At 75.4% G+C, this 20910-nt stretch carries 21 protein-coding genes; 10 read left to right on the forward strand and 11 right to left on the reverse strand.

From position 1 onward, the window contains the following. Window positions 1–101 precede the first annotated feature (101 nt). Window positions 102–1286 carry a pyridoxal phosphate-dependent aminotransferase gene (locus OG802_RS01475; RefSeq protein WP_329406356.1) on the forward strand — a complete coding sequence of 395 codons (1185 nt, stop codon included), beginning with the start codon at window positions 102–104 and terminating at the stop codon, window positions 1284–1286. Between the two features lie 40 nt (window positions 1287–1326). Here OG802_RS01475 and OG802_RS01480 read toward each other — a convergent pair whose 3' ends face one another. Then, window positions 1327–1923: a TetR/AcrR family transcriptional regulator gene (locus OG802_RS01480; protein ID WP_329406357.1), complete on the reverse strand. Its 597-nt coding sequence runs from the start codon at window positions 1921–1923 to the stop codon at window positions 1327–1329. A gap of 235 nt (window positions 1924–2158) precedes the next feature. On the opposite strand from OG802_RS01480, the gene OG802_RS01485 reads away from it, so the two are divergent. Continuing rightward, on the forward strand, window positions 2159–3112 hold the full coding sequence (locus OG802_RS01485) for an NAD(P)-dependent oxidoreductase (RefSeq protein WP_329416886.1): 954 nt from the start codon (window positions 2159–2161) through the stop codon (window positions 3110–3112). Window positions 3113–3628: 516 nt separating this feature from the next. Here OG802_RS01485 and OG802_RS01490 read toward each other — a convergent pair. Continuing rightward, complete coding sequence (locus OG802_RS01490; protein ID WP_329416887.1) at window positions 3629–4837, reverse strand: GNAT family N-acetyltransferase; 1209 nt, start codon at window positions 4835–4837, stop codon at window positions 3629–3631. Between the two features lie 548 nt (window positions 4838–5385). On the opposite strand from OG802_RS01490, the gene OG802_RS01495 reads away from it, so the two are divergent. Next, complete coding sequence (locus OG802_RS01495) at window positions 5386–6297, forward strand: SGNH/GDSL hydrolase family protein (RefSeq protein ID WP_329406359.1); 912 nt, start codon at window positions 5386–5388, stop codon at window positions 6295–6297. A gap of 67 nt (window positions 6298–6364) precedes the next feature. Here OG802_RS01495 and OG802_RS01500 read toward each other — a convergent pair whose 3' ends face one another. Further along, the gene (locus tag OG802_RS01500; RefSeq protein ID WP_329406362.1) at window positions 6365–6682 is read right to left on the reverse strand and encodes a hypothetical protein; all 318 of its coding nucleotides are present in this window, start codon (window positions 6680–6682) and stop codon (window positions 6365–6367) included. Window positions 6683–6817: 135 nt separating this feature from the next. Between OG802_RS01500 and OG802_RS01505 the strand changes: the two genes are divergently transcribed. After that, window positions 6818–7153 carry a hypothetical protein gene (locus OG802_RS01505; protein WP_329406364.1) on the forward strand — a complete coding sequence of 112 codons (336 nt, stop codon included), beginning with the start codon at window positions 6818–6820 and terminating at the stop codon, window positions 7151–7153. A 77-nt stretch (window positions 7154–7230) separates the two neighbouring features. Here OG802_RS01505 and OG802_RS01510 read toward each other — a convergent pair whose 3' ends face one another. Then, window positions 7231–8085, reverse strand: coding sequence for a DMT family transporter (locus OG802_RS01510; protein WP_329406366.1), 855 nt, complete (start codon window positions 8083–8085; stop codon window positions 7231–7233). A gap of 190 nt (window positions 8086–8275) precedes the next feature. Between OG802_RS01510 and OG802_RS01515 the strand changes: the two genes are divergently transcribed. Then, complete coding sequence (locus OG802_RS01515; RefSeq protein WP_329406368.1) at window positions 8276–8689, forward strand: ATP-binding protein; 414 nt, start codon at window positions 8276–8278, stop codon at window positions 8687–8689. Between the two features lie 145 nt (window positions 8690–8834). On the opposite strand, the gene OG802_RS01520 is transcribed toward OG802_RS01515, so the two are convergent. After that, window positions 8835–8978: a hypothetical protein gene (locus OG802_RS01520; protein WP_329406370.1), complete on the reverse strand. Its 144-nt coding sequence runs from the start codon at window positions 8976–8978 to the stop codon at window positions 8835–8837. Between the two features lie 128 nt (window positions 8979–9106). Then, entirely contained in the window at window positions 9107–9625 is a 519-nt protein-coding gene (locus OG802_RS01525; protein WP_329406373.1) for a hypothetical protein, read from the reverse strand. Window positions 9626–9947: 322 nt separating this feature from the next. Here OG802_RS01525 and OG802_RS01530 point away from each other — a divergent pair, with 322 nt between their 5' ends. The 3 genes from OG802_RS01530 to OG802_RS01540 all read left to right on the forward strand — a co-directional run bounded on the left by OG802_RS01530 (window position 9948) and on the right by OG802_RS01540 (window position 13373). Further along, window positions 9948–11579, forward strand: a complete 1632-nt coding sequence (locus OG802_RS01530; RefSeq protein ID WP_329406375.1) for a phytoene desaturase family protein — start codon at window positions 9948–9950, stop codon at window positions 11577–11579. A gap of 34 nt (window positions 11580–11613) precedes the next feature. After that, a complete protein-coding gene (locus OG802_RS01535) occupies window positions 11614–12510 on the forward strand; it encodes an SDR family oxidoreductase (RefSeq protein WP_329406377.1) in 897 nt (298 codons plus the stop codon). A 152-nt stretch (window positions 12511–12662) separates the two neighbouring features. Next, window positions 12663–13373 (forward strand): LysE family translocator, encoded by a 711-nt coding sequence (locus OG802_RS01540; RefSeq protein WP_329406379.1) that lies wholly within the window; start codon window positions 12663–12665, stop codon window positions 13371–13373. Between the two features lie 69 nt (window positions 13374–13442). Here the strand turns inward: OG802_RS01540 and OG802_RS01545 are convergent, their stop codons facing one another. The 3 genes from OG802_RS01545 to OG802_RS01555 all read right to left on the reverse strand — a co-directional run bounded on the left by OG802_RS01545 (window position 13443) and on the right by OG802_RS01555 (window position 15125). Further along, the gene (locus OG802_RS01545; RefSeq protein WP_329406382.1) at window positions 13443–13622 is read right to left on the reverse strand and encodes a hypothetical protein; all 180 of its coding nucleotides are present in this window, start codon (window positions 13620–13622) and stop codon (window positions 13443–13445) included. Window positions 13623–13849: 227 nt separating this feature from the next. Beyond that, a complete protein-coding gene (locus OG802_RS01550) occupies window positions 13850–14554 on the reverse strand; it encodes an alpha/beta hydrolase (protein WP_329406385.1) in 705 nt (234 codons plus the stop codon). 154 nt (window positions 14555–14708) lie between these two features. Further along, window positions 14709–15125, reverse strand: a complete 417-nt coding sequence (locus tag OG802_RS01555) for an ANTAR domain-containing protein (RefSeq protein WP_329406387.1) — start codon at window positions 15123–15125, stop codon at window positions 14709–14711. 251 nt (window positions 15126–15376) lie between these two features. Here OG802_RS01555 and OG802_RS01560 point away from each other — a divergent pair, with 251 nt between their 5' ends. Beyond that, window positions 15377–16336, forward strand: coding sequence for a helix-turn-helix transcriptional regulator (locus OG802_RS01560; RefSeq protein WP_329406389.1), 960 nt, complete (start codon window positions 15377–15379; stop codon window positions 16334–16336). Window positions 16337–16449: 113 nt separating this feature from the next. Beyond that, entirely contained in the window at window positions 16450–18555 is a 2106-nt protein-coding gene (locus OG802_RS01565) for an FUSC family protein (RefSeq protein ID WP_329406390.1), read from the forward strand. 9 nt (window positions 18556–18564) lie between these two features. Here the strand turns inward: OG802_RS01565 and gap are convergent, their stop codons facing one another. Together gap and OG802_RS01575 are read right to left on the reverse strand one after the other, a co-directional pair. Then, window positions 18565–19563, reverse strand: coding sequence for a type I glyceraldehyde-3-phosphate dehydrogenase (gene gap, locus OG802_RS01570; protein WP_329406391.1), 999 nt, complete (start codon window positions 19561–19563; stop codon window positions 18565–18567). Window positions 19564–19701: 138 nt separating this feature from the next. After that, on the reverse strand, window positions 19702–20658 hold the full coding sequence (locus OG802_RS01575) for a GlxA family transcriptional regulator (RefSeq protein ID WP_329406393.1): 957 nt from the start codon (window positions 20656–20658) through the stop codon (window positions 19702–19704). Between the last annotated feature and the right edge of the window lie 252 nt (window positions 20659–20910).

Raw genomic sequence — 20910 nt, forward strand, 5'->3', positions numbered from 1 at the left:
GGCGCGTCCGCGCGGCCGATAATCGGCTGAGCCACAGGCCCGAGCCGAAGGAGAACCGTGCGAGAGCGGACGCAGCAGGGAACAGGGCCGGAGGCCGCGGCATGAGCACTCCACGGATCTCCCGACGGGCCCGGGCCGTCGCCCCGTTCTACGCCATGGAGTTCGGCAAGCAGGCCGCCGCTCTGCGGGCGCGGGGGCACGACGTCGTCAGACTCAGCCTCGGCGAGCCCGACTTCGGCGCGCCGCCGGCCGTGCTGAGCGCGATGCGCGAGGCCATGGACGGACGGCCCATGGCCTACACCGAGGCCCTCGGGCTGCCCGCGCTGCGCCGGGCGATCTCCGGGTTCTACGGGGGGCGGCACGGGGTCGAGGTCGATCCGGCCCGGATCGTCGTGACGGCGGGGGCGTCGGCCGCGCTGGTGCTGACCGCCGCCGCGCTGGTCGATCCCGGCGACGAGGTGCTCATCGGTGATCCGTCGTACCCGTGCAACCGGCAGATCATGGAGAGCTTCGGCGCCCGCGTCACCCTGGTGCCCGCGACCGCCGGGAGCCGGTTCCAGCTGGACGCCGCCTCGGTGCGGGCGAGCTGGACGGAGCACACGCGCGGCGTCATGGTCGCCACCCCGTCCAACCCCACGGGCACCTCGGTTCCGGCCGGTGAACTCGCCGCGATCTGCGACATCGCCCGGGAGCGCGACGCCTGGCGCCTCGTCGACGAGATCTACCTGGACCTCGCCGACCACGACGCCGCGGGCCGGCCGCCGCGCAGCGCCCTGTCGACGGACCCGGACGCCGTCGTCGTCAACAGCTTCTCGAAGTACTTCGGCATGACGGGCTGGCGGCTGGGCTGGTGCGTCGTCCCCGAGGCGCTCGTGCCGGTGATGGAGCGGCTGGCGCAGAACTACTTCCTCTGCGCGTCCGCGCCCGCCCAGCATGCCGCTCTGGCCTGTTTCACCGCGGAGTCCCTGGCGGTGTGCGAGGCCCGCCGCGCCGAGTTCGCACAGCGCAGGGCGCTCGTCCTGGACGGCCTGGCGCGGATCGGCCTGCCGGTTCCCGTCCCGCCCGACGGCGCCTTCTACGTCTACTTCGACGTCGCCGGCACCGGGCTCACCTCGTGGGAGTTCTGCGAGCGGGCCCTTCAGGAGGCGCATGTCGCCCTGACCCCGGGCCGGGATTTCGGCGTGCACTCGGCGCAGACGCACGTCCGCCTGTCGTACGCGGCGTCGGCGGACGACCTGCGCGAAGGGCTCGCCCGGCTGGGGGAGTTCGTGGCCGGACTCCGGTAGCGCACCCGGCGCCGGACCGGTCCGTCGCCGCGCGCGGGTGTCAGGGGCGCTCGCGCACCGCGGCGTCCAGGAGAGGGCCCAGTTCCGCGGCCACCGTCGTCAGGGCGCGGACGTCGCGCTCGGCGCGGGCGATCAGGATCGCCCCCTCCAGGGCGCTGATCATGAGCGTGGCGAGCGCGCCGGACCGTTCCTCGGGCACCCCCAGGCCGGTCAGCGCACGGGCCACCGGCGCGGTCCAGGCGGCGAACGCGGCGGCCGTCGCCTCCCGGGTGGAGTCGGTGGACTGCGCGCAGTCCACCGCGGCGGCGGCGACTGGGCAGCCGCCCGCGAAGCCGGCCGACTCGTACTCGTCGGTCCACTGCCGCACCATCTGCGCGAACAGCGCGGCCGGCGTGGGCTCCGGCAGTGCGGCGAGGAAGCGGGCCACGCGGTTGCCCGCGTACCGGCCCGCCCAGCCGACCGCCTCGTTGACCAGCTGTTCCTTGCCGCCGGGGAAGTAGTGCTGGAGCGAGCCGCGCGGCGCGCCCGCGTGGGCGGCGACCTCGCGCATGCCGGTGGCGCCGACCCCCTCGCGCCGGATCAGCTGGGCGGCGCTGAACACCATCCGCTCGCGCGGTCCCCGCTCGGACACCGCCATCGCCGACCTCCACCGACCGTCGCGTCACCGCTTCGTACCCGGCTCACTCTATGACTGCGGTCATAGAGGGCACTACTATGACCGCTGTCATAGTCGGTGCCCGCCGACGTCCGTGACGGCCCGCCGGGCCGGGCGCGGCCGGACGGCGCGCGAGCCGGACAGTCCCCCGAACCGGACGGCCGTACCAGCCGGGAAAGCCGGGAGGAGGGGCGTGAGCCGGGAAGGGCGGTGCGTCGTGCACGTCGGATTCATCGGGCTCGGGGTCATGGGCCTGCCCATGGCCGCCAACCTCGCCCGCGCCGGGACGCCGCTCGTCGTGGCGAACCGCACGCCCGGCCGGTGCGATCCGCTGCGCGCGCTGGGCGCCGAGGTCGCGGCGAGCCCCGCCGAGGTCTTCGACCGGGCCGGCACCGTCATCCTGATGCTGGCGGACGAGACGGCGGTGGACGACGTCCTCGGACGCGGCACCCCCGCCTTCGCCTCCCGCGTCGCCGGACACACCGTCGTCCACATGGGCACCACGTCCGCCGAGTACTCGGCCGGCCTGCGTACCGACATCGGGGCGGCGGGCGGCCGCTACGTCGAGGCCCCGGTCTCCGGATCCCGCGTCCCGGCCGAACGCGGTGAACTGGTCGGGATGCTCGCGGGCGACGCCGACGCCGTCGCGGCCGTTCGGCCCCTGCTCGCCCCCCTGTGCCGGGAGACGTTCGACTGCGGCCAGGTCCCGGGCGCGCTGCTGATGAAGTTCTCGGTGAACCTGTTCCTGATCACCCAGGTCACCGGGCTGGCCGAGGCGTTCCACTTCGCCGAACGGCACGGGCTCGACCGGCGGCTGCTGAGCGACGTGCTGGACGCGGGCCCGATGGCCAGCGCCGTGTCCCGGATCAAGAGTCCTAAGCTCGTGGAACGCGACTTCAGCGTGCAGGCCGCCGCCGCGGACGTCCTGAAGAACAACCGGCTGATCGCGGCGGCCGCCCGCGAGGCCGGCCTCGCGTCGCCGCTCCTCGACGTCTGCCACGCCCTGTACGGCGAGACGGTCGCCCAGGGCCACGGGGGCGAGGACATGGCCGCCGTCCTGCACGCCCTGGAGTCCCGGACCGAAACCGCCCACCCGTCCGCACACCCGCCCGGCGCGGTCACGACACCCTCCCCGCCGCCGGGGCCGACAGCCGGGACGGCGAGGCCGTGAACGGGCCGACGGCCGGAAGCGGCGAGACCGTGACCGGGCAGGCGGCCGGGGCGAGCCGGCGACCGGGCAAGCGACCGGGCCAGCGAGACCATAAGCGGACCGGCGGTCCCGGCGACGGGGGGACGTGAAGGGGCAGCCGACCGGGGGCGGCGAGGCCGTGAACGGGCGGGACGGGACCGGAAAGCGTGAGCGGGGACCGGCAGCGGGAGGGGCGCCGTCCGGCACGGGACGGGCCCGGCGTCCGGACGGCCGAGGGCGCGAGACCGTGAAGGGCCGGCGGCCGGAGGCGGCGAGACCGTGAAAGGGCCGACGGCCGGAAGCGGCGAGGCCGTGAGCAGGCAGGGCGGGACAGGACCGGAACGCGTGACGGGGAAACCGGCAGCGCGAGGGGTGTGGTCCGGCACGGGACGGGCCCGGTGCCCGGACGGCCCTGGGTTCCGCGGTCGTCATCGGCGCCGCCGGCCGCTGCTGCCTGAGCCGCGGCCGGGGCCGCCGCCGGGACGGCCCTGGTCGCCGTCAGAACCAGTGCAGACAGTGCGGGGAGCGGTCGGAGCGGAACAGGGCGTCGGCGAGGGCGGCCGCGCCCGGGCGGTGGGCCCGGATCCGCCCGGCGCGCACGAGCGTGCCCGGGGCGGTGCCGCCGAGGTAGACCGAGCCCAGGTCGCTCACATCGAGCGACAGGTCGGGGTCGCGGTCGGTGGGGACGCACTCGGCCTTGCCGTCGCGGACCGTCAGCAGGTAACGGCCGCGCTCGCCCAGGAACGGGTCGTCGACGTCGAGAACCAGTTCGCCGTCCGCGAACCAGCCGCGCGCGGTCAGCGCGCGCGGGACGTCCAGCAGCCGCACCCAGAGCCAGTCGGTGTCGCCGCTCACCCGGCCCGCACGGAAGTCCGCGAACTGCCAGCGCAGCGGATGACCGGGCGGAAAGTGCTTGAGCACCACCTCGGTGACCAGGTCGTGCCCGAGGACGAACCGGACCAGCTCGGTGAACACGGCGTCGTCGAGGGCGACGGTCTCGTCGACGGTGAGGGTCTCGGAGTCGTCGAGCGCGTAGGAGGCGTACCCGTCGGGGACGCCGTCGGCGTCGCGGTGGACGGCGACGTGGCGCGCCGCCGGGGAGACCGGCGGCTGCCCCGCGCCCACGGCCCACCAGCGGTGCGGCCGGGACAGCGCGCCGGGCTGGGCGCGGCGGTACCGGTCGTAGACGTCTTCCAGGACGTCGACGCACGCGGACCGCCGCATCAGTTCGACGGCGCCGCCGTCCGCCCGGCCCACCGGCGGTACGGCGAGGGCGCCCTGCCGGCGCGGCACCGTCAGCCGCTGGGTGTAGGTCGCCGGGCCGTAGCCGAACCTGCGGTAGATCAGGGCCTCGGAGGCCAGCAGCACGGAGAGGAACTCCCCGCGCGCCCGCAGCTCGGCGAGCTGATGGCGCATCATGGCGCTGAGCACGCCACGGCGACGGTGCGTGGGCAGGACGCCCACGGCGCTCACCCCGGCGCAGGGGGCGAGGGTCTCGCCGGGGAGGGTGAGTTCGAAGGTGTACGCGCAGGCGGTGCCCACGGGGCGGCCGTCCCCGGTGAGGGCGAGCAGCCCGCGGTCCATCTCGATCGCCGACCACCAGAGCCCGCCGTCACCGGTCGGGGTCTCCGGGAACCGCCCGAACGCGGCATGGAGCGTGTCGACGAAGACGTCGAGGTCCTGGTCGGTCGTGGAACGTATCTCCATGGCTGGCGGCGCCTCCCCGGAACACACGGACGCCACGGCTCGTGCGCCCCGCACAGTGCAGCGTCGCGCCACGACCGGGTCAAGCGGATTACGGCCGGGCCGTCGCCACCCGCGCCCGGTCGCACCGGCGGGAAGCAGCGGGGACACCGTCTCGGCGAGCATGTCCTCGTCGCCTCGTCGCCTCGTCGCCTCGTCGGGGTCGACGCCTACCGCCTCGTCGAAGAAGCGCGCCATGGGCAGCAGGACGACGCCCGGGCCGCAGCCCACGTCGGGGAGCCGGCCCCGGCCGTCCGTGCCGAGCGCGTCGGCGAAGCCCGGAGCGTACGGAGGGCGACCGTGCACGTGGTGGGCGGCGCCGCCGGCGAACAAGGTCCTGCCCCACCGCCATCCCTCGGGCATGCCGGTTCCCCTGCGACGAGCTGAACGGGTTGGCTCCCGAGTCTGGCACCGTCGACCGACCGGGCGGTATACATGCCCGGTCGAACCGTCGCGGCCGCCGTACCGGCGGCGTCGCGGGCGGGCCACGGGCTGCGAGGGGGAGAGACCCGATGCAACGCGGAACAGGAACGGGAAGACCGGCGGTCCGTCGCCGGCACGGCGTCACCTTGCTGGCAGCGCTGGGGGGTTGCGCCCTCGTGGCCGCCTCGGCGACGCCGGTCGCCGCGCACGGGCCGGGCGGCGGGGCGCGCTACACGGCACTCGGGGACTCCTACACCTCCGGCCCCTTCATCCCCCGCCAGGTGGACGTAGGTTGCGCCCGGTCCGACCACAACTACCCTTCCCTCGTGGCCGCCCGGCTTCGCGCCACCACGTTCAAGGACGTCAGCTGCGGCGGGGCGACCACCGAGAACATGTGGAAGCCGCAGGGCGCCAACGGGCCCCAACTGGACGCGGTGAACCGCCGCAGCGACCTGGTCACGGTGCAGATCGGCGGGAACGACATCGGCTTCGGCTCCATCATCGCCACCTGCGCGCAGGTGGCCGCGCAGGACCCGGCCGGGGATCCGTGCCGTCGTCACTACAGCGTCTCGGGCGTCGACCAGCTCAGCGTGACGATCGCGAAGACCGCGCCGAAGATCGCGCGGGTCCTGCGGGCCGTGCACGAGCGCGCCCCCCGGGCCCGGGTCGTCCTGGTCGGCTACCCGGACCTGCTGCCGGACGACGGCAGCGGCTGCGCGCCGTCGGTGCCGTTCGCGGCGCGCGACTTCCCCTACCTGCGCGACACCGGCAAGCACCTCAACCTGATGCTCCGTCTGGTGGCCCTGCTGAACCGCGCGGAGTACGTCGACACCTACGGCCCCACCGTCGGCCACGACATGTGCACGTCTCCCGCGGTCCGGTGGATCGAGCCGCTTCAGCCCGCCTCCCCCGCCGCCCCCGCGCACCCCAACGCCAAGGGCGAGGCGGCGATGGCGGACGCGGTGTGGCAGCGCCTGACCCACGGGCGAGGCGGTCGCTGAGGGGCGGTCCACAACTGCACCTGCACGCGAGCACGTTGGGGTCGGCGGGCGGGAGCGCGCGGACGGCTCACATCTCGGAGTCGATGCCGGTGATCACCGCCGGTCCGAGCGGCGCGTCGCTCCCGTCGAGGCCCGCCGCCCGCAGGGCGGAGTCCGCGAGCCTGCGGGCGTCCTCCTCCGCGTGGGGAACGCTGTCGGCCTCGACGGCGAGCCGGATGGTGAACGTGTCGTCCTCGTTCACGGTGAGGGCGTCGAGGTCCTCCGCGTCGCCCATGCGCGTGTGATGCGGGTCGCCGGGGCGCAGGGCCCGGTTCAGCCGGGTGCGCGCCTCGTCCTCGATCCCCGCGGTGAAGGTGCCGGGCACGGTGATCACATAGGTCGTCATGACGATCCCTTCGTCGGTCTGCTCCCTCCCGCCTACCCCGCCGCACGCCCGGCTCGCCTCCCGGCGCGGGACGAAGGCTCTGAAGCTCCTCAAGTCGCTTGGCAGGGACGACTCCGGGATCCGAGCATGATCGACATGACAGGATTCACGGGATTCGGCAAGAAGCAGGACGCCGTGCTGGTCGTCCGGGACGCGGACGTGGTCGCGGCGGCACTGCGCGAGGCCCTGGCCGGGGCTTCCCCCGAGGAGCGCCCGGGACTGGAGCGCGCCGTCGCCCTGGTGGAAGCCACCGCGGCGGCCACCGAGGCGCGGCTGCGCGCCGACTGGGTGCGCTCCCGGCTGGCCGCCGTCGGCTTCACGGGGGACGTGGCCTCGATCGCGGCCGTGAAGGCGCTGCGCCAGGCGGAGAAGAGGCTGAGCCTGCTGGCGGCGGTGGAGCTGCAGAAGGACGCCGTGGCGCATCCGGCGTGACGGCGGCCGGGTGCGCGCCGCCGTGCCCGGTGGACGCTCCCGGCGACGTGCGTCGCGGCCGCGCTCCGTGGCCGCGCTCAGCGGACGACGTCGGACAGGTGGGGCACCACGCGGGTCAGCCGCAGCACGCCCCACAGGATGAGGAGCACGCCGAGCGCCTCGGGCAGCAGCCACCAGCCCGAGCGGATCTCCTCCTCGAACAGGACGACGCCCAGCAGGAGGCTGACCGTGGCGTCGCCGATGGTCAGCGCCGGCTGCGAGGCGGTGAGGGGACCGGCCTGGAGAGCGTTCTCCAGCAGCAGGAGCGCCGCCACGCCGGTGAGGGCGAACCCGTAGGTCTGCCAGGCGGTGAGGAAGGCGGGCAGCCCGTCGTCGGCGAGGCGTCCGGTGGACGACTTCATGAGGGCGGCGGTCAGCGCGTTGCCGATCGCCGCGGCCGAGCCGAGCGCGGCGGCCCGCAGGAGCGGCCCGGAGGACCGGGTGAGGGCGACCGCCGCGGCCATCGCGCCCAGGGTGAGCGCCAGGACCGGGACCCACCGCTCCATGGCCGCCTGCTGCCGTGTGCCGTGCGGGGCGGCCGAGGCCAGCAGCAGGGCGAGCCCCGCCACCGCCGCCGCGACCGCCCGCCAGGCCTCGGGCGACAGCCGGCGGTGCATCAGGGGCGCGGCCACCAGCAGGGCGAACGGCAGTTCCAGGATGAACACGGGCTGCACGAGGGCCATGGGCCCGTTGACGAGGGCGAGCGCCTGGAACACCGCGGCGCCGATGACGCCGGCGATGCCGAGTGACCAGGCGGGACGCCGCACGAGGGCACGCAGCAGCCGCAGACCGCCGCCCTCGGGAACGGTGGAGGCGGCCTTGCGCTGGAACGCCGTGCCCACCGCGTTGCTGGCGGCCCCGAGGACGGCGAAGAACAGCGCGAGCACGGTCATGTCTCCACCTTGCCCGGGAAACCGGCGGCCGGACAGCCGCCCCGGGCGCGCCGGGCGCATGGGACGCGTCGGACGCATCGGAGACGTCCGGGGTCTCGTCTGCGCCGGTGGACCGGGTCCGGCGCGGCGTCACGCGGGCGTCCCGGGGTAGACGGAGGTCCGGTGGACGCTATCTCGGAGGGATCAAGGAATGGACCGATCAGCGCTGCGGGCAGTCGGATGGGCCCGCTCCCTGCCCCTGGAGTGCACGGTCAAGACGGCCCGCGACTGGGCCCGGCATCACCTCGACACCCTGGGCTGGGCCACCTCCGCTCCGGACACCGTCGACGCCGTGCTGCTGACCGTGTCCGAACTGGTGACCAACGCCCACCGGCACGCGCACAGCGACGCGCAGCTCGTGATGACCTGGGACAGCCGCTGTCTGCACATCGCGGTCCACGACGCGTCGGCCGAGCTGCCCGCCCCCCGCGACCCCAGCACCGACCGCGCCGGGGGACGGGGCATGTTCCTCGTCGACGCGCTGGCCGACAGCTGGGAGGCGCACCCGTGCCCGCACGGCAAGACCGTCACGGCCTGTTTCAGCCCGCAGCACACGGGTGCCTGACCGGCAGACACCCCGCGCAGCAGTCCGCCCGCCGCCGGAACCGGACCGGGCGGACTCGCCCCGCAGAGAGCGGTCCGCGCAGACAGCAGTCCGCCCGCCGTCATGACGACGGCGGGCGGATTCGTCGGTGTCGCCCCGCAAGCGGTCAGCGGCGGGTGCGCAGTCGTGCCAGCAGGCCCCGTGCCTGGGCCCGGCGCTGCGGGTCGGCCGCGGTACGGCGCACCTGCTCGATCGTGCGCCGCCCCTCAGGGCTCCTGCTGAATTCCTTGATGCGCTGGATGACGCTCATGTGGTCCTCCCCTGGTCGGTGCGCGCGGTCCGGGTACGCGGCTCTGCGCGGCCGGTCCGTGCCGTCTGTGTGCGGCGCCGTCGGCGGGCGACCGCTTCTGGGGCTGCGGCTACCCCGCGAAGCGCCGATCAGGCCGCTCGCGCCGGGCGCCGCCGCACTCCGGCCGGCGCGACGGGAGCGGGCGCGGGGCGGGCCGCCGCGCCCGCGGTGCGTGCGAGCAGCACCCGGTAGGTCGTCTTGGCGGGGTCCGTGACCGGCTCGCCGAGCGTGATCCGGCCGGCCGCGTACAGCTCGTCGCATTCGGCGGCCGACAGCGCCACGTAGCAGCCGCCACGCCCGCCCTCGGCGTCCAGCGGCCGCCAGTAGCCGTACACCCGGCGTCCGTTGGCGTGCTCGGTGACGAACACGGGCGTACGCGGGTCGGAGACGATGCGCAGCACGTCGGTCCCGGCGCGGCGCGGCGCGGCGGCGGGAAGCGGCGCGGCCGTGCGCCGGGCCGGACGCGGCGCCTCGCGGGGGCGGGGCACACCGGCCACGACCGCGACGACGGGTCCCGGGGCGACGGGGGCCGGCCACTCCTCGCGCATCGGGCGGCGCGCGGCGGAGCGTACGTCGAGGATGTGCGGCTGGTCGGCGGTGAGCGGCATCGTCGGTGACCTTTCCTGGACGGGGACATGAGACCGCCTACCCGGCTGAGCCGGAGTTGATCTCACCTGGGGGCATCCTTCATCAAGGCACTGACAACGAGCCCGCCTTCAAGATCCACTGGTGCCCCGGTGCGGGCCCCTTACACCGCGAAAGGGTTCACGGCTGCCGATATGGGCACTCGGCGCACCTCGTCCGCAGCGATCGCAGGAGGCACGGTGGCTGTTGCGCACCGACCGCACCTACCGCGTCGGCCGGCCCGGCGCCGACCGGCCGGAGCGTCCCCGAAGGGCACGGCGCTCCCGTTCGCCCGGGGAGGCGGCGATGGCTGACGCGGTGGTGATCGGCGCCGGACCGAACGGACTGGTCGCGGCCAACCTCCTGGTGGACGCCGGCTGGAGCGTGGAGGTCCTGGAGGAGCAGCCCGAGCCCGGGGGCGCGGTGCGGCACGACCGGTCCGTGGACCCGGAGTTCGTGAACGATCTCTTCAGCTCGTTCTATCCGCTGGCGGTGTCCTCCCCCGTTCTGTCCGCTCTGCGCCTGCACGAGCACGGCCTGCGCTGGAGTCATGCGCCCAGCGTCCTGGCCCACCCCCTCACCGACGGGCGCTGCGCGCTCCTGGACCGCAGGATCGCCGTCACGGCCGACTCGCTGGACGCCTTCCGGCCCGGCGACGGGGACGCCTGGCGCCGGCTGCACGAGGTCTGGGAGCAACTGCGGCCGGACATCCTCGACGCGCTGTTCACGCCGTTCCCGCCGGTGCGGGCGACGGCCCGGCTGGCGGCCCGACTCCGTGCGGCCGGCGGACTGCGCATGGCCCGCACGCTCATCCTGCCGGTGCGCCGGATGGGCGAGGAGGAGTTCGGGGGCGAGGGCGGACGGCTGCTGCTCGCAGGCAACGCGCTGCACGCCGACCTCGCTCCGGAGGCGGCGGGCAGCGGCGGTTTCGGCTGGCTGATGTCGATGCTCGGCCAGAGCTACGGCTTTCCCGCTCCGGTCGGCGGCTCCGGCGCGCTGACGGCGGCCCTGGTCCGGCGGCTGCGCTCCCGCGGCGGCGTCCTGCGCTGCGGACAGCGGGTGGACCGGATCGTCGTCCGCGACGGGCGCGCGGTCGGGGTGCGCACCGCGGACGGCGAGCCGCTCGCCGCGCGGCGAGCCGTGCTGGCCGACGTGTCGGTCCCGGCGCTGTACGGGTCGCTCCTGGAGCCGGAGCACCTGCCGGCCCAGGTGTCGGCCGACCTGGAACGGTTCCAGTGGGACTTCGCGACCTTCAAGGTCGACTGGGCGCTGGGCGGGCCCGTGCCCTGGCAGGCCGAGGCGGCCCACCGGGCCGGGACCGTGCACCTGGCGGACGGGCTCGACGAGCTGACCCGCTTCGCCGCCCAGATCGCCATGCACCGGGTCCCCGACCGCCCCTTCGCGCTGTTCGGCCAGATGACCACGACCGACCCCGTGCGCTCCCCCGCCGGCACCGAGTCCGCCTGGGCCTACACGCACGTGCCGCAGGAGGTCGCGGGCGACGCCGGGGACGAGGGGCTGACGGGCGTCTGGGACGCGAAGGAGCAGGAGCTGATGGCCGACCGGGTCGAACGGCAGGTGGAACGGTTCGCCCCCGGCTTCCGGTCCCTTATCCGGGCCCGGCGGGTCCTGGCTCCGCCCACGTTGCAGTCCCTCGACGCCAATCTGCACGGCGGCGCGATCAACGGCGGCACGACCGCGCTCCACCAGCAGCTCTTCTTCCGGCCGCTGGCCGGCAGCGGCCGCCCCGAGACCGCCGTGCGCGGCCTGTACCTGGCCTCCGCAGGAGCCCACCCGGGCGGCGGCGTCCATGGAGCGCCGGGCGCGAACGCGGCTCGCGCGGCGTTGCGCCGCCGTGTCCCGCCGGGCCGCAGTCAAGTCCAGCGGATCCTGGCCCGCCGTGACCGCACGGGTGCGAGGAAGCCCCCCACCGGCTGACCGGTTCCACCGTCGTCGAGGAACGGAGCAGGCCGTGCACGAGAGTCCGTTGCAGGAGCGCACCGTCGTGATCACGGGAGCCGCGCGCGGCCTGGGCGCGGCGCAGGCGCGGGAACTGGCCGGGCGCGGAGCCCGGCTGGCGCTGATCGGGCACGAGGGGGCGGCGTTGCGGAAGCTGGCCGCGTCCCTGCCCGGCCCCGCGCTGGCCGTGGAGGCCGACGTCACCGACGCGGAGGCCCTCGGCCGGGCCGCGGCTGCCGTGCGGGCGCGGCTGGGGCCGCCGTCCGTGGTCGTCGCCAACGCGGGCGTCGCCGAGGGCGGGCCGTTCGCCGACGCGGACATGGTCTCGTGGCGGCGCGTCATCGACGTCAACGTGGTGGGCAGCGCGCTGACGGCGCGCACGTTCCTGCCGGACCTGATGGACACGGCCGGCTACTACCTGCAGATCGCCTCCCTGGCCTCGATGGGCGCCGCTCCCCTGATGAGCGCCTACTGCGCCTCGAAGGCGGCGGTGGAGTCGTTCGCGCACTCGCTGCGGGCCGAGGTGGCGCAGCACGGCGTGGCCGTCGGGGTCGCCTACCTGAACTGGGCCGACACCGACATGATCCGGGACGCCGACCGCCATGCGGTGCTGCGCGAGCTGCGCGCGCACATGCCGCCGCCCGCCCGGCGCGTGTATCCGCCGGAGTTCGTCGCACGGCGGCTCGCCGTGGCCGTCGAACGCCGGCGCACCGCCGTCTACGTCCCCGCCTGGCTGCGCCTGGTGCAGGGGACGCGCGCCGTGCTGCCGCCGCTGGTCCTGCGCGTGGCCCGGCACGAACTGCCGCGGCTGGAGGCCGCCGAGCCGTTCCGCCCCACCGGACTCCTCGGCGCGGGCGGCCGAGCCGACGGCGGGACGGCCCGCCCGCACGGGGGGCCCGGCGGGCGGTGAGCCGCGCACGGGGACGGATCCGCGGGCATGACTCGGGCCGGTGCGGAACTCTCTTGCTCGACGGAACGGGTCCGCGGGCATGACTCGGGGCCGGTGCGGAACCCGGTAGGCCGGTGGTGTGTCCGCGGGGGCGCACGGGACGGAGCAGGCCGGTGTCGGTCGATCTGGCGGGTTTCCTGGGTGTGGTGCTGCTGGCCTATCTGGTTCCCGGGCCCGACTTCCTGGTGATCGTCAGGGCGGCGGCGCGGCGTGCCGCTCTGGGACGGGCGGCCGCGCTGGGCGCTCAGACCGGGCTGTGCGTGCACATGTGCGCGGCGGCCCTGGGTCTGTCGGCGCTCGCCGCGGGATCGGCGTTCGCCTTCACCGCCGTCAGGCTGGCGGGGGCGGCCTATCTCACGTATCTGGGCGTACGGGTGCTGCTCGGGGACCGGCGTACGCCCGGCGGCCGCGAGGGCGCGGCTCCGGAGACCCGCGTCCGGCGCGGCGCGGCGCCCGGCTCGGGGCACGTCCGGCGGGACGGGGCGGGAACCGGTTCGGGCACCGGGACGTCGGCGAACGTCCCGGGCGGCCGGCGCGACAGCTTCGTCCAGGGGTTCCTGACGAACGTGCTCAACCCCAAGGCGGCGCTGTTCTTCCTCAGCGTCCTGCCCCAGTTCACCCCCCACGGCGGCGCGCCCGCCCGGGAGGTCCTCCTGCTCGGCGGACTCGACATCGCCGTCGGCGTCGTCTACTGGCTGCTGCTGGTGCGGGTCGCCGCGCGGCTGCGGTCACTGCCGGCGCGGCCCGCCTGGCGGCGTCGCTGGGAACGCACGACGGGCTGGCTGTTCATCGCCGTGGGCGTGGGCGTCGCCACCGCGCAGTGAGCGGCACGGACGTTCGGACGTGGACCCGGAGGAAGTCGGCGGCGCTCCCGGGAGGAACCGGCCGGGTCCTCAGGAGAAGAACGACCGCTGCGCGGGGAGGCTGCCCTGGGCGAAGGAGGAGGGGGCGCTCATCACGCGGTCGAGGTCGCGCTTGATGCGCTCGGCCTCGCCGCGGACGTCGGCGGGCACGTCGCCGCGTTCGGTGACGAGTCGGTGGTAGATGGGAGTGTCGTCGAAGGCGGAAATCACCGGAGAGGCTCTGCTTTCGTGGGCGGTCGGGCGGGCCGACGCGGCAGGACGGACAGGGGACACGGCCGACGATCCGACGGGGCGAACCGGCGTTGACGGGACGCCGCCTGACGGCTCGGCAAGCCGGCCACGGGCGACGACATCATCGTATTGTCCCCGACGAAACGGCGAACGCCGACACCGAGGTCCTGCGAACGGCGCGCGGCGCGGCCGGACACGGCCCCGCGTCACCACGGCAAAGGGCCCTCGGCCGCGCAGGCTTCACCGGCCAGGCCCGTCAAACCCTGGTCGGACTCCAGCAGTTGGGCGACGACCGAAGCGGTGGCGCGATGCCAGTCGCCGGCCCGGCGCAGCATCGCGTGGTCGCCGCCCCGGACGAGGACGAGGCCCGCACGCGCGCCTGCCTCCCGGGCGCGGCGCACGTAGCGGGCGGACTCGCCGGGGTCGGTCACCCGGTCGCGGTCGCCGTGCAGGACGACCACGCTCGTCCCGGCGAGATGGCCCGCCGGCTCGCCGGGCGGACACCACGGCGCCAGAGCCAGCACCGCGTGCACCGAGGGATCGGCGGCCGCCCGCAGCGCCGCCCGGCCGCCCATCGAGTGGCCCACCAGGATCACCGGCACTTCGCCCGCGCCCGCGCGCAGTTCGTCGAGGGCGCGCACGGTGTCGGCAACGGGGTCGGCCGTGTCGTTCCAGCCCCGGAAGCGGTAGCGGACCTCGCCGACCAGCACGTCGCGCCGGTCCGTCGCGGCCAGCGCCGCCCGCACGACGGGACGCATCCGCAGCGACGCCGGGTGCCAGGGCCGGGAGCGCTCACGGCCGTGTTCGCGGCCGCCGTGCAGGACCAGGACCGCGGCTCCCGGCGGTGTGGGCGGCCGGCGCCGCACCACCAGCGCGGTTCCGGCCGCGGTCAGGGCCTCTCGTTCCGCCACTGCTGCTCCCCCGCTCTGCGCGCTGTGCCGCCGCACCGGGCCGGCCCGTCGCGGACGGCCGGACCGCCGGTCCCGGTCGAGACGTCGAGGATGTCAGAGACCGGCCGTCGCGCACGACCGGGCCCCGGCGGGGCGGGCGGTCGCGGGCGCGGGCTCACGCGTCCTGGGAGGCGGACGGCCGGGCGGCCCGGCGGCCGTGGTCCCGCTCGTCGCCGGCGTCCCGGTCGAGCAGTCCGGCGCCGGGGCTGCCTGGGCCGCCCGCCGCACCGTGCCGTGCCCGGTGCCGGGTCCTGAGGACCGCGGCGCGCATCGCGGGACGGATCTCCTCGGGCAGCCGTCCGCTCATCACCCAGCGCATGACGTGCTGGGCGACGTCGCGCAGCTTGATGTTGGTGTGCTGGGAGACCTGCCGGAGCACGTCCCAGCTGTTCTCGGGGCTCAGCCGGCACACCGCCGCCACCACGCCCAGCGCCTGGTCGATGTCGGCGCGCGAGGCCAGGGCCTGGCGCAGCTGGTCCACCTCTTGCTCGAGGGCGGCGACCTTCTGTACGAGTTCGTCATGGTCCGGCATACGAGGTCGCTTCTCCTCCTCACGCCCCGGGAGCGCCGGTGCACAGGGACGCGCACGACGCAGTTCTGCTCCACTCTGCGCGGCCCGGCGCCTCGCCGCGATCCGGCAAACGAAGAGAACCGGGGAAGACCGTCCCCACAACGAAAGAAGATCCGGTCGTGCGCCGGCCGCGCGGGCTTCGTGAAGGAAATATGGGGCAGACGCGCCCCGAAGGACCGTACACCGTTCCAGGGCGAGGAGATCCGGGGGCCATGCACACGCTGACGTTCGACAGCGACGACCTGGACCGGACCGAGGACTTCCTCAGCCGCGCCTACGCGAAGATGCGGATCGGCAGCAGCACACCGGACGCCGGCCGGGCGCGGATCAGCCGCAACGGTCTCGGACCGGTCACCGTGGACGAGATCGACCTCGACTTCGACATGAGCTACGCCGTCACCCCGCTGAACCGGATCTGCCTGTGCGTGGTCCACGAGGGCACCATCCGGGACCACGTCTACCAGGGGGTGGAGGACTCGTTCGGCCCCGGGGACGTCGTGTCCTTCGCGCCGCCGACGCTGTCCTACGCGGGGCGGGTCTGCCGCGCCCGCTACAACGTCACCTTGCTGGAGCCGGCCCTGCTCGACCAGGTCGCCGCCACCGCGGCCCCGGCCGCGACCGGCCCGGTCCGGCTGACCGGACACCGGCCGCACTCCCCCGCCGCGGCCGAGCAGTTGCGGCAGACGATCACCTACGTCCGCGACCACGTGCTGACCGAACCGGCCATGACGGAGCAGCCGCTGGTGGTGTCGACGGCCGCCCAGCACCTGGCCGCCACCGTGCTGAACGCCTTCCCCAACACGGCACTGACGGACCCCACGCCGGCCGACCGCCGCGACGGGCATCCCGACGCCCTGCGCCGGGCGCTGGCCTACATCGACGACCACGCCGACCGGGCGATCACCGTCGCCGACATCGCGGCGGCATCCCACGTCACCGTCCGCGCGCTGCAGTACGCCTTCCGACGGCACCTGGACACCACGCCGCTCGCCCACCTGCGCCAGGTGCGGCTCTCCCACGCCCACCGGGAGCTCCGGGCCGCGGCCCCCGACGGCGGGACGACGGTCACCGAGGTCGCGGCCCGCTGGGGCTTCTTCCACCCGGGCCGCTTCGCCGCGCTCTACCGCGAGGTCTACCGGCGGCCGCCCGGCCGGACCCTGCTCGGCGACTGACCCGGACGCCCGCCCCGCGCCCGGCGACGGGCGGCTGCCCCTGCGCCGGCGGGGGAGCCGCGCGACACTGGGAGTGCTGACGACCTCGGGTGGCGCGCGGAGAGGAACGCCCGATGCCCAAGCGGCCCTCGCTCGCCGAGTCCGTCGGGGCCGGCCGCCGGGCGGTCCGGGTGACGGCCTCCGCGGCCGCCGGGTTCTATCCGGCCGCCTACCTCGTCGACCAGCCCGTGACCGCGGTGTACGCGCTGTTCACACCCATCGCACTGGGCGTCCTGTCACCGCTGCCGGGCTCCGGGCGCGGACGCGCCGCCACCGTGCTGTGGGCGCTGCCGGCCGCCGCCGCTCTCGCCGCCCTGGGCACCGCCCTCGCCGTGACGACCTGGGCGGCCGTGGCGGGCATGCTGCTCGTGGGGTTCGGGCTGGCCTTCGGCGCGGTGTGCGGCCCCCGCCCGGCCGGGACCGCGCCCGGGCTGCTGCTGTTCTACATCCTCGCCTGTTTCCCGCCCTTCGCCCCGCAGACCCTGCCGCAGCGGCTGGCGGGCGTCGCCATCGGCGGACTGTTGCTCGCGCTGTGCGAACGGACGGTGCTCCCCGACCCGCCGCAGCCCTCGTACCGCGGCCGGATCGCCGACGTCCTGGACCTCGCCGAGCACACGGCCGTGGCGCTGACCCGCACCGGGGGCGCGGGGCACGGGGCGGGCGGGCGGCTGCGGGCGGCCGGCCGCGAGCTGCGTTTCTCCCGGCTCCCGGCCGGGGCGCGCCCGACCGGCGCGGGTCGCCGGGACCGCGCGCTGGCCCAGGCGGGCTCCGCGACCCGGCGTCTCGTGGACCAGCTGGCGGCACTGTGCGAGATGCCGCGCGCCGCCGCGGACACCGCCTCGCAGCAGCTCCTCCGGGGTGTCGCCGACGGCTGCGGCGGGGCGGCCCGTTCCCTGCGCGACCGGCGCCCCGCGGCCGGTCCCGAGCTGATCGAGGAGATGATCGCCGCGTTCCTCGTCTCCCGCGAGACGACCCCGGCCGGGCGCGGCGCCCGTCCGCGCGAGCTGCTGCGCCGGCAGTCGGCGGTGCTGACGATCGCCGTCTCGGCGGTGACCGTGCGCACCGCGGTCGCGCTGGCGTACGGCGGCCGGCGGCCCCTGCACGGGCTGCCCCGGGAGCAGTTCTGGTACGCCGGGCTGCCGGCGGTCCGCCTGTTCTCGGTGCGCCTGTCGGGCAATCTGACGCGACGTTCCGTCGTCTTCCAGAACGCGATGCGCACCGCTCTGGGGCTCTGTGCCGCCCGGCTGGTGGCGGGTTCGCTGGACCTCTCGCACGGCTTCTGGGTGCTGCTGGCCGTGCTGACGTTGGGGCGCACCACGGCGGGCGCGACGTGGTCGACGGTGCGCGCGGCCGTCGTCGGCACGCTGGCCGGAGCGCTGGCGGCCGGGCTGCTGCTGGTCGAGGCGGGCGGCGCCACCGAGGTGTACGCGTGGCTGCTCGTGCCGATGATGCTGGTGGCCTTCACGGTGGGCCCGCTGGAGGGGCCGGCCTGGGCGCAGGGGCTGTTCACCCTGGTCGTGTCGGTGGCGTTCGCGCAGATCGCGCCCGTGACCTGGCGGCTCGCGGAGATGCGGGTCGTCGACGTGCTGACCGGGAGCGCGGTGGGGCTGCTGTGCGGCGTCCTCGCGTGGCCGTTCGGCGCCCGCGCCGAGGCGCGGCGCAGCATGGCGGCGCTGCTGTGCGCGGCCGGGCCCCTGGTGACGTCCACCGCCGCCGCCACGACCGGCGACGGCGACGACGGCGGTCCGGGCGGCGAGGAGGCCGACCGGGCCGTCCGGCTGACCCGGCACCGGCTCCGGATCGCGGAGGCGGCGTACGCGCAGTACCGCACCGAGCCCTCGTCGGAGTCCGGGACGGAGCCCGACTACCTGGCCGCTCTCAACTTCGGCGCCCGGGTCCTGGTGGGATCCCACTGGCTGCCCCGCACGGACCGGGTGCGCGAGCTGCCCGGCGTCGCCCGGCGCTGGCTGCGGGAGGCCGCCGGGGAGGTGGAGGCGGCCGGCGTGCGGGCGGCCGGCTTCCCCGCGGGCGGCGTCCGGATCCGGCCGGCGCCGCCGCCGGACCTCGCGCCCGACTGCCCGCCGGGCGCGCTGTCCCTCCTGAGCGACATGGAGGTGTGGCTGGACGCCCTCGCGGCGGACCTGCGGGCCGGCGCCGCGACGGGCGGCCGGCCCCGGTGAAGCGGCGGGTCAGCGGGCGGCGAGCAGTTCGAGCGTGTCGATCACCCGGTTGGAGAAGCCCCACTCGTTGTCGTACCAGGCGACGACCTTGACATGACGGCCCTCGACCCGGGTCAGCTCCGAGTCGAAGATCGACGACGCCGGGTTGCCGGTGATGTCGGACGACACCAGCGGGTCCTCCGAGTACTCGAGGACGCCGGCCAGCGGGCCCTCGGCGGCCGCGCGGTACGCCGCCAGCACGTCCTCGCGGGTGACGTCGCGGGCGACGGTCGTGTTCAGCTCCACGATGGAGCCCACCGGGACCGGCACCCGGATCGAGTCGCCGGACAGCTTGCCGTCGAGGGCGGGCAGCACGTGGCCGATGGCCTTGGCGGCGCCGGTCGTGGTCGGCACGATGTTGACGCCGGCGGCACGGGCGCGGCGCGGGTCGCGGTGCGGGCCGTCCTGGAGGTTCTGCTCCTGCGTGTAGGCGTGCACGGTCGTCATGAAGCCGTGCTCGATGCCGGCGAGGTCGTCCAGGACGGCGGCGAGGGGGGCGAGCGCGTTGGTGGTGCAGGACGCGTTCGAGACGATCGTGTGCAGCTCGGGGTCGTAGGCGTCGGTGTTGACGCCGTACGCGAGGGTGACGTCGGCGCCGTCCGAGGGCGCGCTGACGAGCACCTTGCGCGCACCCGCGTCGAGGTGGGCGCGGGCGGCCTTCGCCGAGGTGAACCGGCCGGTGGCCTCCAGCACGATGTCGACCTCGAGCGCCGCCCAGGGCAGCTGCGCCGGCTCGCGCTCGGCGAGGACCTTGATACGGCGGCCGTCGACGACGAGGACGTCGCCCTCGACGGTGACCGGGCGGCCCAGCCGGCCGGACGTCGAGTCGAAGGCGAGCAGCCGGGCCAGGGCGGTCGGCTCGGTGAGGTCGTTGACGGCGACGATCTCCAGGTCGCTGTCGCGCTCCAGGAGTGCGCGCAGCACGTTGCGTCCGATGCGGCCGAATCCATTGACGGCGATGCGAGTCATGAGTGATGTCCCTTCGGTTCTCCACCAGCCTCGCGCGCCGCGCCCGCGCACGGCCCGGGCGTGAGCGCCATGGTTCGCAAGGATCTCGCCAACCGGTGATCTTCCCCCCGCCGGTCCCGGCCCGGTGACTCGCCCCGGTCACTCGCCCCGGGTGAAGGTGCGCCGGTACTCGCTCGGCGTGGTCCCGAGGATCTGCTGGAAGTGCAGCCGCAGGTTCGCGCCGGTGCCGAGCCCGACGTCCCCCGCGATCTGCTCGACGCCGCGCCCGGAGCGCTCCAGCAGTTCGCGCGCCCGGTCGATGCGGGCGCGCATCACCCACTCCATGGGCGTGTATCCGGTGTCCTCGACGAAGCGCCGCGACAGGGTCCGCTCGGAGACGGCCGCGTGCCGGGCCAGGGTCTCCAGGGTGAGGGGCTCGCCGAGGTGGTGCAGCGCCCATTCGCGGGTGGCGGCGAAGCGCTCGCCGAGCGGCTCCGGCACGCTGCGCGGCACGTACTGGGCCTGGCCGCCGCTGCGGTAGGGGGCCGCGACCAGCCGCCGGGCCGCGTGGTTGGAGGCGGCCACGCCGAGGTCGCGGCGCAGGACGTGCAGGCACAGGTCGATGCCGGAGGCGGCGCCCGCCGACGTCAGCACGCTGCCCTCGTCGACGAACAGGACGTTCTCGTCGACGCGCACGTGCGGGTGCCTGGCGGCGAGGGCCCGGGTGTAGTGCCAGTGGGTGGTGGCGCGTCTGCCGTCGAGCAGACCCGTCGCGGCGAGGGCGAAGGCGCCGGTCGAGATGGCGGCCAGCCGTGCCCCCCGCTCATGGGCGGCGCGCAGCGCGTCGACGACCGCGCGCGGGGGGTCGTCGCGGTCGGGGTGGCGGTAGCCGGGGATGAAGACGACGTCCGCCCAGCCGAGCGCCTCCAGCCCGTGCGCGACGTGGTACGACAGTCCGTCGCCGCCCGTGACGAGGCCGGGCGTGGCGCCGCACACCCGCACCTCGTAGGGCATGCTCGCGCGGGTCGTGAACACCTGCGCCGGGATGCCGACGTCGAGCGGCTTCGCTCCTTCGAGCACGAGGACGGCGACACGTTGCAGACGGGAGGACGGCACCCGGAAAGGGTACGGCGCTGCCGCGGCGCCTCCGCCGACGTCTGTGCTCCGACGTCGGTCCGCCGATGTCTTCGTCCGTCGACGCGGCGGGACGCCCCCGGCGGACCGTGCCCGAAATCCGCCCTGCCATTGGCATAGACCTGCCACCCGTCACCCATTAGGCTCCGCCCCACCTGAGAGCGCTCTCACCCACCTGTTCCACCCTTGTTCCGCCCCTGTTCCACCCCCACTCCTGGAACGACGAAGGGCAAC

It is taken from the genome of Streptomyces sp. NBC_00704, assembly GCF_036226605.1.
In the GTDB taxonomy this organism is placed as follows: Bacteria; Actinomycetota; Actinomycetes; order Streptomycetales; family Streptomycetaceae; genus Streptomyces.